Origin of the sequence: Vibrio algicola (genome assembly GCF_009601765.2) — a bacterium.
GTDB lineage: Bacteria > Pseudomonadota > Gammaproteobacteria > Enterobacterales > Vibrionaceae > Vibrio > Vibrio algicola.
Map to the genome: position 1 here is coordinate 902,871 of NZ_CP045699.1, position 13,457 is coordinate 916,327.

9 protein-coding genes are annotated in these 13,457 nt (G+C 42.6%); 6 read left to right on the forward strand and 3 right to left on the reverse strand.

Translation table 11 applies throughout. The annotated features are described in order from the left end of the window. Positions 1-100: 100 nt before the first annotated feature. Positions 101-2,635, reverse strand: coding sequence for a glycosyl hydrolase family 18 protein (locus GFB47_RS04125; RefSeq protein WP_153446762.1), 2,535 nt, complete (start codon positions 2,633-2,635; stop codon positions 101-103). A 708-nt stretch (positions 2,636-3,343) separates the two neighbouring features. Between GFB47_RS04125 and GFB47_RS04130 the strand changes: the two genes are divergently transcribed. From GFB47_RS04130 to GFB47_RS04155, 6 genes are all read left to right on the forward strand, one after another. Then, positions 3,344-4,975 carry an ABC transporter substrate-binding protein gene (locus GFB47_RS04130; protein ID WP_153446764.1) on the forward strand — a complete coding sequence of 544 codons (1,632 nt, stop codon included), beginning with the start codon at positions 3,344-3,346 and terminating at the stop codon, positions 4,973-4,975. A 751-nt stretch (positions 4,976-5,726) separates the two neighbouring features. Beyond that, positions 5,727-6,647, forward strand: coding sequence for an oligopeptide ABC transporter permease OppB (gene oppB, locus GFB47_RS04135; RefSeq protein WP_153446766.1), 921 nt, complete (start codon positions 5,727-5,729; stop codon positions 6,645-6,647). A gap of 15 nt (positions 6,648-6,662) precedes the next feature. Next, on the forward strand, positions 6,663-7,565 hold the full coding sequence (oppC, locus tag GFB47_RS04140) for an oligopeptide ABC transporter permease OppC (protein WP_153446767.1): 903 nt from the start codon (positions 6,663-6,665) through the stop codon (positions 7,563-7,565). Positions 7,566-7,580: 15 nt separating this feature from the next. Then, positions 7,581-8,549, forward strand: coding sequence for an ABC transporter ATP-binding protein (gene oppD / locus GFB47_RS04145; RefSeq protein WP_153446769.1), 969 nt, complete (start codon positions 7,581-7,583; stop codon positions 8,547-8,549). Continuing rightward, entirely contained in the window at positions 8,549-9,598 is a 1,050-nt protein-coding gene (gene oppF / locus GFB47_RS04150) for a murein tripeptide/oligopeptide ABC transporter ATP binding protein OppF (protein WP_225874292.1), read from the forward strand. The genes oppD and oppF overlap by 1 nt, the downstream gene beginning before the upstream one ends. A 189-nt stretch (positions 9,599-9,787) precedes the next feature. Beyond that, positions 9,788-10,807 carry a LacI family DNA-binding transcriptional regulator gene (locus tag GFB47_RS04155; protein WP_153446771.1) on the forward strand — a complete coding sequence of 340 codons (1,020 nt, stop codon included), beginning with the start codon at positions 9,788-9,790 and terminating at the stop codon, positions 10,805-10,807. 87 nt (positions 10,808-10,894) lie between these two features. On the opposite strand, the gene GFB47_RS04160 is transcribed toward GFB47_RS04155, so the two are convergent. Then, positions 10,895-11,893: a LacI family DNA-binding transcriptional regulator gene (locus tag GFB47_RS04160; protein WP_153446773.1), complete on the reverse strand. Its 999-nt coding sequence runs from the start codon at positions 11,891-11,893 to the stop codon at positions 10,895-10,897. 305 nt (positions 11,894-12,198) lie between these two features. Further along, positions 12,199-13,410: a carbohydrate porin gene (locus tag GFB47_RS04165; protein ID WP_153446775.1), complete on the reverse strand. Its 1,212-nt coding sequence runs from the start codon at positions 13,408-13,410 to the stop codon at positions 12,199-12,201. Positions 13,411-13,457 lie beyond the last annotated feature (47 nt).

Genomic DNA, 13,457 nt, shown 5'->3' on the forward strand with positions numbered 1-13,457 from the left:
AAAAGTGAACAAGATAAGAGGGTTATGATTTAACGTCTTATCAAAAAATAAAAGCCAGTAGAGTGATCTATTGGCTTTTGTCATGGTTATCTTTGTAAAATTAGTTACAGGTTACTGCACCTAGGTTTTTCCAAACACCCCATTCACCCGATTGGCTAGGATTTTGACCTTGTGTCCACCATTTAGCCTCATAAAGAGTGCCCTCTAGTGTCACTTGATCTCCGCCGGTATAAACTGCCGCACTATCCCAAGCATTATCACAGGTTGGATCAGGGTCTACGCTTCCTTCAGTTTTTAGAATGACAACCGAAATGGATGCAGAGCTAGACAGCTGACCATCACTGACCGTCACACTAAAGTTTAGAGTAGTATCAGCATCATATTCACCCGCGACAAAGCTAATGCTTGCACCGCTACCAGTCACGCCAGAAGGCAGAGTCCAAGTATAAGTTAAAGCATCGCCTTCAGCATCGGTAGAGCTTGATGCGTCAATCACAACCGTATCACCGGCTTGAGCTTGGGTTGGAGCAACAATTGCAGCCACTGGCGCGGTATTTTCAACCGGAACATCGACAGGATTAACCGTGATCACAACCGTATCGGTAGCAGTAGCACCTTCGTTATCTGTAACCGTTAAAGAGAAGATATACGTTTGTGCTTCCGTTACTTCCGTAGCATCAAAACTGGCTTTGGCTGCCGTTGCATTACTCAGGGTTACCGCAGGGCCCGAGGTTTGTGTCCAAGCGTAAGAAGCAATTGAGCCACCGACATCTTTCGACCCAGAACCATCAAGTACTACCGCCGCAGGGCCAACCACCACTTTATCAACACCAGCATTAGCGCTTGGTGGACGGTTAGAGGCTTCACCGGCTAAACCTTCATGCATTGCATTTAAGATATCACCATTATCAGCATCAATTTCCCACGAGAATAAACCAGCTAAACCTAAGCTACGCGCGTATTCGCCTTTAGCAATCGTTGAGCGGTCATCATCAAAGGTCAGAAGTTTACCGTTTGAACGATTCCAAACATAAGGCGCTTGTGCGCTTTCATCATAACCATATTCGTAGCCATTGATGCCTTGTTTGTCGGCGCCTAACATGAACTCTTTAATGCCTTTGTAATCAATAACGCCAGCTTCCCAAACACCTTGAGCTTTGGTGCCAGTAAATTTACCGTTACCCGTACCGGTCATTGGATTCGTCGCATCGGTTAATGTGTTTGGCATCACACCATCCCAACCACGACCATACATTGCAACACCAGCAACTAACTTATTGGCTGGAACACCTTGAGCTAATAGCAACTGAATACCATTATCTAAGGTATAAGCAGGGCCTTTAAATGGCTTTCCTTCCGCGTCGTTGCCAGTACCATCACACTGACCAGGAAGGAGTGCGCTGCTGCAATATAAACCAGCTTGGTGACCCGGAACGTTATTCCAACCGCCATAGAAGTCATAAGTCATGGCGAAGATGTAATCCATATATTGAACCGCTTGCCCATAATCCACATCTTCAACCTTATCGTGACCGGCATTAATCGCAGAGGTTAACTCATACTCTTTACCATTGGCCACTTCAAGCTCATCCAGCATCGCGCGCAGTTCTTGCATTAAAGCAACGTATGCTGGGCCATCTTTTTGCGGATCGCCTAGGTTGGCATTCTCACCACCACCACCTGGGAATTCCCAGTCAATATCAACCCCATCAAAAAACTTCCAAGTGGTTAAGAAGTCTTTAACAGAGGCGACAAAAATATCGCGCTTTGATTTATCGGTGAAAGAAAAGAAAGGATCAGAAAGTGTCCATCCACCCACAGAAGGAAGGATTTTCAGATCAGGATTGCGCTGTTTAAGCGCCATCATCATTGCAAAGTTACCTTTGATAGGGGTGTCGTACTCGTGTCCTGCTTGTGTAAAGCTTTTTTGATACGCCGCCCAAGGGTCATGGATAACCACGTTGTAATCAGGCACGCCCTGACACGCGGTTTGTAGCGCATTAAAGCTATTTCCACCCACAGATTTTAGCGATTCATTTGGCCCACAAATTGGAATAAAGCCGTAAAGGATATGGGTTAAATTATCAGCAGGAAGGTTATCAACGGTGTATTCACGATCATAAATACCCCATTCAACAAAATAGGTACCGACCACGGTATCTTTGTCAGTGTTGTAGCTTTTATTGTTTGGATCGGTGTGCATCACCAATGGCGCTAAGTGAGAGCCGTCAGTATCAGCAATGGTTAACGTTTCTGATTTTGATTTAGTACAACCAGTATCATCACAAGCTTCGATCACCATTTGGTAGACGCCGCCTTTAGGATAACTAAATGATGCGGTGGTTTTACTGCCGTTAATTGGGCCTGTTGCCACCACTTCACCATCAAAATAAATGTTGTATGTATCACCTTTAACGCCACTGTATTGGTTAAAGATGATATCGACTTTAGCTTGGTCGTGATATTGCACCATGCTGTTGTAACCTGACGTTGTTTCCATCGCCAAATCAATTTTAGAAAATTGTAAATTCTTCGAACCATACATATCTAAAGCGGGGGCACCTGGAGCGGCATTTGCTGCTACAGAAGCCAACGCTAACGACATTGCTACTGCGGTTAGATTGAAACGCTTCATATCATTTCTCTCTCTCATTCCTTGAAGTAATACCAATCGGTGTAGATATCGGATTGTCTAAATACGCTGATTGGTATGATCCATCGCAAAAATTAGGGGGCGATGGAAGCTGCAGACATATACCAAACATAATTAGGTTTACGTAGCATCCATAGCAGTGTTGATGAGTAACATCATGCTGACAAAGTACAATGGTGTCTTTTTGAATCGACCTTGTAGTAAATGTTAATCAAGTGTTTAAATTTTCAGATAAATGTCGAGTAGGCTCGATATTTGATAAAACTTGTCAATTCTTTGGTTGTAACTACTGAAATATCAACTAGAGACAACTTTGCTTGATTAATGGTGATTATTAACATTTTGTTACATGATGTATTTGTTGTGGGCGTGTTTTTTAGCCGAGTGATGGAAATAAATAAACGCACACTGCTGGATATTTATGCTTATTTGGCTGGGTCTGTTGAATTATTATGCAGGTGGGTAATAAAAGTGTTAATAACGTAGCCTTTTTTGATATTCACTATGGTTGTTAACGTTAAAGATTGCTAATGTTATCGAGTCTTTATCTGGCTCGCGTAAGTTACAGTAGTGAAAATATTCTTATAAGGCTACGTTATTAGATTTACGTGCTACACCCAGTGTACTGGGGGAGATATACCGATAAAGAAGTCATGGATGCATTTAAATAAAAACTTGGAGTTTAACAATATGATTAAGAATAAAATCACTCAAGCGCTATTAATTGGTGCTGGGTTAACGTTTGGCGCGGCAACTTTCCCTGCAATGGCTGCCCATGTTCCTGAAGGCACTAAGCTTGCCGATAAGCAAGAATTGGTAAAAGGTAATGGCGCAGAAGTGGCGTCTATTGATCCGCAAAAAACCGAAGGTGTGCCAGAGTCCAACGTTATTCGTGATTTATTTGAAGGTTTAGTGGTTCAAGACGGTGACGGTAATGTCGTTCCTGGCGTGGCCGAAACTTGGGAAACCACAGACAACAAAAACTTTACTTTCCATCTGCGTAAAGACGCAAAATGGTCGAATGGTGATCCCGTCACCGCCGATGATTTTGTGTTTGCTTTCCAGCGTGCCGTTGATCCGGCTACCGCTTCTCCGTATGCATGGTATTTAGAAATGACTACCATGAAAAATGCGGCAAAAATCATTAGTGGCAAAGCAGATAAATCGACATTAGGTGTAAAGGCTCTCGATGCTAATACCCTTGAAGTCTCACTTGAATCAGCGGTACCGTACTTTGTAAAAATGATGGGGCACACTACAGTGATGCCGGTGAATAAGAAAGTCGTCGAAAAGTATGGCGATCAATGGACTAAAGCTGAAAACTTCGTCGGCAACGGCGCTTATGTTCTTAATAAATGGGTATTAAACGAGCGCATGGAATTGGTTCGTAGTAAAACGTATTGGGATGATAAAGACACTATTATCAACAAAGTGACCTATTTACCAATTGAAAGCCAAGTCGCTGAAATGAACCGTTTCCTTTCTGGTGAGCTTCAAATGACTGACGAACTGCCAAATGAGCATTTCAAAAACCTGCAAAAAGAACATCCAGAAGATCTAAAAGTCGTCGGTAACTTATGTTCTTACTACTACGGTTTTAATAACCAGAAACCACCGTTTGATGATGTACGAGTGCGTAAAGCACTGTCTTACACCATTGATCGTGATGTGATGACAAAAATTTTACTCGGTCAAGGTCAAAAGCCAGCTTACACATTAACACCTGAAATTGTGGCAGATTTCCACCCAGCATTGCCTGAGTATGCCAAATGGACACAAAAGGAGCGCATTGCTAAAGCCAAAGAATTGCTGAAAGAAGCTGGCTTCGATAAATCAAATCCGCTTAAATTTACCTTGTTATACAACACCGATGATAACCACAAGAAAAATGCCGTTGCAATTGCGTCAATGTGGAAAAAATCATTAGGCGTGACCGTGACACTTGAAAACCAAGAGTGGAAAACCTACTTAGATACGCGTCGTCAAGGCGATTTCGAAGTGACTCGTGCAGGTTGGTGTGGCGATTACAACGAAGCATCGGCTTTCTTGTCATTAATGCAATCTAACAATAGCTCGAATGATCCTCGTTATCACAGCAAAGAATACGATGCGGTGATGGCAAAAGCATTGGCATCGACCAGTGATGCAGAGCGTGCCGATTTGTACGCCCAAGCAGAAACACTGCTCGCGCGTGATATGCCGATCGCGCCAATTTTCCAATATGTGAAAGCACGCTTAGTGTCGCCACTGGTTGGTGGATTCCCTGAAAATAACGCCGAAGATAAGATTTATACCAAAGATCTTTACATTAAAGCGAAGTGATTTTTGCAGTCAAGATAACCAGTTAATGATGTAAAAATAGCAAGCTAATGACGTAAAAATATGGCTTTGTAGCGGGGCAGTAGCTCAGCTGCAAAGCCTTTTTACTGTTGTTTCCAAGCTGATGATGAATGCGGTAATAACCATACACTCTGTAATGCAAATGATTTGTATTAAATGTGAGCGATAAATTACTATCTTATGTGGTTTAACTCATATTTAGGTGGCTTTTATGGGCTTTGAATGTGTATTTTATAGATTATTATGCCGTTTCTTGGTAGTGTGTTTATAGAAATACACGATCAGATTCGAACGCAAATGAATGCATATTGAAGTGATCATGAGTAAGCGATACATCGTTTTGCTTAGTGTGTTTTATCTGGCATGACAACTTGTCGGAAAATTGTATGAGAAAGGAACTCGCATACAACTCAATATAACCGTAGTGATATTCACTGTGCGTTTATCATTGAACTTGCGTGAACACCGAATGATTCGGCCTTCCTAACGATATTTAATTTTTCCCTCGATAGTCATAAAGTAACGTGAAATGGATCCATTCAAATTAACGTTGCACGCTAGGCGATAACTCAATCGTGCGGCTTAACCACCCCATGATTCTGCTATCAGTTAGAGCTAGTCATCAAGTAGCAAATATAAAAAAATAAAAGGGAATGTGTAAGTAGACCGCTTCATTGCAACAATGGCGCTTATGCAGGATTAACTAAAATTAGTCACTATTGGAAGTAATACTATGTTTAAATTCATTTTGAAAAGGCTGATAGAGGCAATACCCACATTGCTGGTATTGATCACTGTGTCTTTCTTTCTAATGCGTTTTGCCCCAGGTAACCCGTTTTCAAGTGAACGCCCGTTACCACCGGAAGTGATGGCAAACATTAACGCAAAATACGGTTTAGATCAGCCGGTACTCACCCAATACACCACCTATTTAACCAATATCCTACAAGGGGATTTTGGGCCATCTTTTAAGTACCAAGACTACACCGTGAATGAATTAGTTTACGCAGCGCTACCTGTTTCTGCCAAAGTGGGTTTCTTTGCCTTCATCTTCACTGTGATATTGGGGGTCGGGGTCGGAACCATTGCCGCTTTGAAGCAAAATACCTGGGTCGATTACACGATAATGTCCACCGCGATGCTCGGGGTGGTGATGCCTTCCTTTGTTCTTGCCCCTGTCTTGATCTATATCTTCTCGATAAATTTAGGTTGGTTCCCCGCTGGTGGCTGGCAAGGGGGGGGCTTCTTCTACATGTTCTTACCTATGGTCGGGATGTCGCTGCTTTATGTTGCCACTTTTGCCCGTATTACGCGTGGCAGCATGATTGAAACCCTTAACAGTAACTTTATTCGAACCGCTCGTGCTAAAGGGTTGAGCTATCGTTATATTGTTTTTAAACATGCACTTAAACCTGCGTTGTTACCTGTTGTGTCCTATATGGGGCCAGCATTTGTTGGCATTATTACCGGATCGGTAGTGATCGAAACTATTTTTGGCCTGCCAGGTATTGGTAAGTTATTTGTCAACGCAGCGTTTAACCGTGATTACTCGTTAGTGATGGGAATTACCATTTTGATTGGTTTCTTATTCATTCTCTTCAATGCCGTAGTCGATGTGCTTCTGGCGTATATTGATCCGAAAATTCGTTACTAATCAGAGGCTATCGCTATGTTAAATAAACAACAAAATATGGAAGCGATCGAAAAGTTCTCTGAGAACTTAGAAATTGAAGGTCGCAGTTTATGGCAAGATGCCCGTATCCGTTTTATGCGTAATAAAGCGGCGATGGTGAGTTTAGTCATTCTTGTGTTAATCACACTATCGGTTATTTTTCTGCCGATGTTTGCCCACTTTGCTTACGATGATACCGATTGGTACTCACTGCAAGCCGCACCATCAATGGATCATATATTCGGTACCGACAGTTTAGGGCGAGATTTATATGTTCGTACCTTAATGGGCGGTCGTATTTCTCTTATGGTCGGCATACTGGGCGCATTAGTGGCCGTTTTAATTGGTACTCTTTACGGCGCAGCATCTGGCTTTATTGGCGGAAAAACCGACCGTATCATGATGCGTATTCTTGAGATTTTATACGCGGTACCATTTATGTTCCTTGTGATCGTATTGGTGACCTTCTTTGGTCGTAATATCATTTTAATCTTTGTCGCGATTGGTGCGATTGCCTGGCTGGATATGGCGCGTATTGTGCGTGGTCAAACGTTGAGCTTGCGTAACAAAGAATTTATTGAAGCGGCGCATGTATGTGGGGTAAGTAACTGGAAAATCATTACTCGCCATATCGTGCCAAACGTTTTAGGTATTGTGGCTGTGTATTCCACGCTATTAGTGCCAAGTATGATTTTGACTGAATCATTCTTATCTTTCCTTGGTCTTGGGGTTCAAGAACCAATGACAAGTTGGGGAGCATTACTGCAAGAAGGCGCACAAACCATGGAGATTGCGATTTGGCAACTCGGGTTCCCTGCCGCATTCATGGTAGTAACGTTATTCTGCTTTAACTATGTTGGCGATGGCCTGCGTGACGCACTTGACCCTAAAGACAGATAAGAACAAGGAAGTATTATGAGCTTATTAGATGTAAAAGACTTACGGGTTGAATTTAAAACCCAAGACGGCATGGTAACCGCGGTCAACGATTTAAACTTCTCACTGCAACAAGGTGAGACATTAGGCATTGTGGGCGAATCCGGCTCAGGTAAATCTCAAACTGTTTTTGCTATTATGGGTTTGCTGGCTAAAAATGGTGTTATTTCGGGTAGTGCTAAGTTTGAAGGCAAAGAAATCCTCAACTTGCCAGAAAAAGAACTTAACACCATTCGCGCCGAACAAATCGCGATGATTTTCCAAGATCCAATGACCTCACTTAATCCGTATATGAAGGTGTGTGATCAGTTGATGGAAGTGCTGATGTTGCACAAAGGCATGGGGAAAAGCGAAGCATTTGAAGAATCGGTACGAATGCTTGAAGCGGTGAAAATCCCAGAAGCGCGTAAACGAATCACCATGTATCCGCACGAGTTTTCCGGTGGTATGCGCCAGCGTGTGATGATTGCCATGGCGTTGTTATGTCGTCCTAAATTATTGATTGCCGATGAACCAACCACCGCGCTTGATGTAACAGTCCAAGCGCAAATCATGGATCTGCTTAATGAGCTTAAACATGAATTTAATACCGCGATTATTATGATCACCCATGACTTAGGTGTGGTAGCCGGTTCGTGTGACAAGGTGTTGGTTATGTACGCGGGTCGTACGATGGAATATGGTTCGGTCGATAACATTTTCTATGATCCAAGCCACCCGTACTCTGAAGGTTTGCTACGAGCTATCCCTCGTTTAGATTCTGTTGGTGAGGTATTGCCAACCATTCCGGGTAATCCGCCAAACTTACTGCGCTTACCACCGGGATGTCCATATCAAGAACGTTGTCACCGTGTGATGGATCGCTGTCGTAGTGAAGCGCCACAACTGCTGCCGTTTGGTGAAGACCGTTCTCGCGCATGTTTCTCTCAATGGGAGGGCTGGAAATAATGACTCAGTCAACATTAGTAACAGACGGCGCACCTGAACTGAGCGCCGCACCTCAATCGAGTACTGTCGGTAAAGAACTCATACTGGATATTAAAGATCTTAAAGTCCACTTTAACATTGCTGCTAAATCGGCGTGGCCATGGGCGAAACCGTCAAAGCTTAAAGCGGTTGATGGCGTCAATGTCCGTTTATTTGAAGGCGAAACCCTTGGTGTTGTGGGTGAATCGGGCTGTGGTAAATCGACGTTTGCGCGTGCCATTGTTGGTTTAGTCGAAGCCACCGAAGGTGAAGTATTGTGGTTAGGTCAAGACTTAACCCGTATGCAAGCAGTGCAAAAGCGTGAGAAACGCAAAGAAATTCAAATGATCTTCCAAGATCCATTGGCGTCATTAAACCCGCGAATGAGTGTCGGTGACATCATTGCCGAACCGTTAGTGACTTTTTATCCCAAGCTAAGTAAAGCCGAAGTAAAAGCGAAAGTGAAAGCGATGATGGATAAAGTCGGCTTGCTGCCGAACGTTATCAACCGTTATCCGCATGAGTTTTCAGGTGGTCAATGTCAACGTATCGGTATCGCCCGTGCTTTGATTTTAAACCCGAAAATGATCATTTGTGATGAACCGGTATCAGCGCTCGATGTGTCTATCCAAGCGCAAGTGGTTAACTTGCTTAAAGAATTGCAAAATGAGTTGGGTTTGAGTTTGGTATTCATTGCGCACGATTTATCGGTGGTCAAACATATTTCCGATCGGGTATTGGTGATGTATTTAGGCAACGCGGTAGAATTAGGTGAATCGGATGCATTATTTTCGAATCCAAAGCACCCTTACACCAAAGCGTTGATGTCTGCTGTACCGATCCCCGACCCAAGAAAAGAACGCGCCAAGAAAATCCAAATGTTGGAAGGGGACTTACCGTCGCCAATCAATCCACCATCGGGTTGTGTGTTCCGTACCCGCTGCCCAATTGCCACCGCACAATGTGCCGAGCAAAAACCGCAACTAAAAGGATCGGACGTGCATTCAGTTTCTTGTTTGCTGGTGGATTAAGCCTAAGTTATTACATGATTCAATAATCAAAAGCAGTGCCAAATTGGTGCTGCTTTTTTTTGAGGGAAATAAGGACGTGCCAGTCGTCATTTTTGATCTCGGTCTATTGAGGTATATTTTTTACAGCCTAAAATAATCCCAAAATATAACAATAAGAAATTAAAGAATATTACTTGCAGGGGAAATCAATTGAAAAGTAAAAAAATCTCGTTGCCAACTGTTTATGATGTTGCAGAGCTGGCTGGTGTGTCGCCAAGTACCGTTTCTCGATTTTTGAATCGAACCACTTTTGTTGCGGCTGATAAAAGCGAATTAATTGAAAATGCCATCTCAACCTTAGGTTACAAACCCAGTGCGCGCCAAGGGGTGAAAAGCGTTTCTCGAACCATGACTCTAGGTGTACTTATTCAAAGCGCAGAAAGCCCTTTTTCAAGTGAAATTTTACTCGGTATGGAAAAAGCCGTGGCCAGTCGCGGCTACAATTTATTGATCGCTACTGGTTATTGGGATAACAAAGCCGAAACCAAGGCGATGGACAAACTGATCAGTCAGAAAGTCGATGGTATTATGACGTTAACGGGCACCTTGAGTGATGAGCAAATCAATCAGTATGCCAAAAGTACACCGATTGTTGCGATAGGGCGACAAATAGAAAGTCCACAAGTGGCTTCGATTAAAGTCGATAACAGTATTGGGGCTTATATGGCGACCAATCACCTTATTCAACAAGGGCATAGCCGAATTGTACATTTACAAGGCATTATCAGCCATGCTGATGCGCAACAGCGTCTGGAAGGATATAAGCGAGCATTACGTGATGCAGGGTTAACGATTAATGAAAAACTGATCCGCAAAGGTGAATTTGAAATGAAAGACTCATTCGACGCGGTCTGTCGTTTAATTAAAGAAAAGCATTCTTTTAGTGCAATTTTTGCCGCCAACGACCAAAGTGCCTATGGGGCAATGCAAGCCTTGTATCAACATGATATTCGAGTACCACAAGATGTATCTGTAGTCGGCTTTGATGATTTAATTATGTCGCGTTATTTTATACCGCCTCTGACCACCATCAAACAACCATTAGAAGGGTTTGGACAAGCAGCCGTTTATACATTATTAGATGTGATCAATGGCAATAAGCAACCTCATCCTATTCCGCCAGTTGAACTTAAAATGCGTGATTCAACCGCGAAATTTAGCTTAAATTAATTCTCTTATACCATGTTTGTTAAGAATAAATCGTTGTTAGCTTTTGTTAACAACGATTTTTTTAGAGGTGAGAATACAGTGATAGGCTTAAATATGCGGATAGGCACGAGTCGATTCACGAGTAACTAATGTCGGTGAGAATTTGAACTGCACATCCGGTTTTTGCTTGTTTAACTTTTGCAGCAGCAGGTGCACTGCCTCGATGCTCATTTTTTCAATTGGATAATTAACCGTTGAGAGAGAAGGGGATACATATTGGCTAAACAAGATGTTATCAAAACCCATGACCGAAATAGGTGATTGTGTTTTATGCTCTTTTAGCACTCCTAATGTCCCAATAGCCATTAAGTCGTTACAACAAAAAATAGCTGAAAATTCTTGGGTGCGATTAATCAGTTTTTCAAAAGCTCGGATGCCGGAAAGCTCAGTGTAACCTGCTTCAATAACCAATTTGGCATCATAGATAATATTGGCTTCCTCTAACGCTGTTCGGTAACCTTGCAAACGCGCACGAGCGCCGGATTTGGCTAATGGACCGGTGATACAAGCGATCTTACGATGCCCTAGTTTAATTAAATGACGAGTCGCGACGAGTCCACCCATTTCATCATCAAGATCGATACAAGAATCTAATAATTCGGGGATCTCACGGCTTAGGATAACTAAGGGAATATTTTGATTGGATAGATCAATTAAATCATCATCAGAAAGGTATGAGGTATAAAGTAATAACGCGTCAACGCGACGACTGAGTAGAAAATCAACGGCAGATTGTTCTGCCTGAATATTATCGCCTCCAGAGGTAACCACTAAATGATAACCCAGTGGGCGCAAGGTGGTTTCAATGCTGTGCATTATATTGCCGTAATAAGGCCCTGCCAATTCGGGGATCACTAATCCAACTGAACCCGTTTTAATCCGAGCTGATGAATGAGCAATGGACGTCGGTTGATAATCAAGAGTTTGCATGGCTTTTTCAACTCGCAGTTTCTTATCGTGACTAACACGACTGCTGCCATTGACTACACGTGAAACGGTTGCTTGAGAGACACCGGCTAACTCTGAAACTTGTCTAATCGTTGCCATCTTCTGCCTTCATTAAATTATCTGGTTGCTAATTGGTTAGCGTTATTATTATTTGTCGCGATTTTAGTGTTGAATAGAGATGCAAAATGCGAGTCAGATCACGCCATGATGTCTTAATGAGATCGAAATATAGAAAACTTGAAAGTAATGACGTTAATCAGGTTTGCCATGAAATATTTGTGGCTTGTTTCATAGCTTTGGAAGGCAGAAAAATAACGAGCAATGGATAAAATAAAATCACCCGCTGGAAGTAACGGGTGATTTTGAAAGATTACACATGGTGATTTAAATTAAAATCAAGGGGCTTACCACCAAGCTTCAAACATGGCACCAAAGGTTAGGCCATCTGAAGTGCCATCTTTGGCTTGAGTTGCTGCAACATATTCCGTATCAAGCTCACCGTAAGTTGCGAAGAAGCGTAACATTGGACGTGAACCCATAAAGCTACCCAAGCCAACATTTTGCGATAATGTCGCTTTCCATGATGAGTTAGTGCCTAAATTGTCGCCAAATTTAACTTGGTCATAACCGAGTTCTAACCAAGTACTCATACGGTCATTCCAACGGTATCCAGGACGGATAACCGCTTGATTCCATTTTTCATCGGTACCGCTAACATTGGTTTCTAGGTCGTTGTCTTCATGGCTGAAAGTGTATTCCATCAAAATGTTATTGGTGAAATCGATTTCACCCTGCATGAAAGCACCTAAAGTATCACCATCTCCCCCTGTACCATTATTCAAGATTTGGCTACGAGTACCATTACCGTAACGAACTAGGAATTCATTCCAACCTGAGGCCCAAGTCAGGCGATAAATACCGGCTAATTGGTAAGCGGTATGATCATCAACTTTCTTAGTTGCAGCATCATCAGTTCCATCTTGCTCATAACCATTACCCCAACCAAAGTTAGCATGGAAACGTAAGCTTTGATTATCGGTTAAGATAATGTCATGCAGTTGAGAGGTAACTGCATAGCGCCCGTTACGGCCTTTATCTCCAGCAACCACCGCAATATCAAACTTGGCAAAGCCGAAATCTAAGTTATCAACACCACCACCCGTACCATCGTTTTGCAGTACATAGTAATCATTGGTACCAAGTTGTTCTCGGTCATTAAATCGTTGACCAGCCCAAATATAAGCATTAGGTTGAGTAGCAAAAATGCCGCTACCACCTGCGTATGCTTGAGAAATACCGGTTGCTTGGCCGTCATAGCCATCATCAAGCATGACTGCAACATCCCATTTCATATCATCTTGAATAAAGGCTTTATTTAATTTGAACTCGAAACCATTACCTTCGTTACCTAAACGACCGGTTTTGGTGTATTGGTTGCCTGCGGTTTGGATCACGTTGATACCGTTTTGCAAAGAACCTTTATATAAAGGACCATCGTCACTATAGCCTGCACCATAACGAGCGTAACCACTAAAAGTAAAACTATCATCAGCTTGAACAGTAAAAGGTAGAGTAGTGGCAGCGGCTAAAGCCAAGGCTAGTGTAGAGATTTTCATATGTATTCCCTTTTTGCACTCGAAGGTGCTTGTTATAAATTTTTATA

Excerpts from the sequence above, each read along its gene's own strand:
- GFB47_RS04165 (WP_153446775.1), bottom strand. The coding sequence starts at position 13,410 with ATGAAAATCTCTACACTAGCCTTGGCTTTAGCCGCTGCCACTACTCTA.
- GFB47_RS04130 (WP_153446764.1), top strand. The coding sequence starts at position 3,344 with ATGATTAAGAATAAAATCACTCAAGCGCTATTAATTGGTGCTGGGTTA.
- GFB47_RS04125 (WP_153446762.1), bottom strand. The coding sequence starts at position 2,635 with ATGAAGCGTTTCAATCTAACCGCAGTAGCAATGTCGTTAGCGTTGGCT.
- GFB47_RS04160 (WP_153446773.1), bottom strand. The coding sequence starts at position 11,893 with ATGGCAACGATTAGACAAGTTTCAGAGTTAGCCGGTGTCTCTCAAGCA.
- oppD (WP_153446769.1), top strand. The coding sequence starts at position 7,581 with ATGAGCTTATTAGATGTAAAAGACTTACGGGTTGAATTTAAAACCCAA.
- oppB (WP_153446766.1), top strand. The coding sequence starts at position 5,727 with ATGTTTAAATTCATTTTGAAAAGGCTGATAGAGGCAATACCCACATTG.
- oppF (WP_225874292.1), top strand. The coding sequence starts at position 8,549 with ATGACTCAGTCAACATTAGTAACAGACGGCGCACCTGAACTGAGCGCC.
- oppC (WP_153446767.1), top strand. The coding sequence starts at position 6,663 with ATGTTAAATAAACAACAAAATATGGAAGCGATCGAAAAGTTCTCTGAG.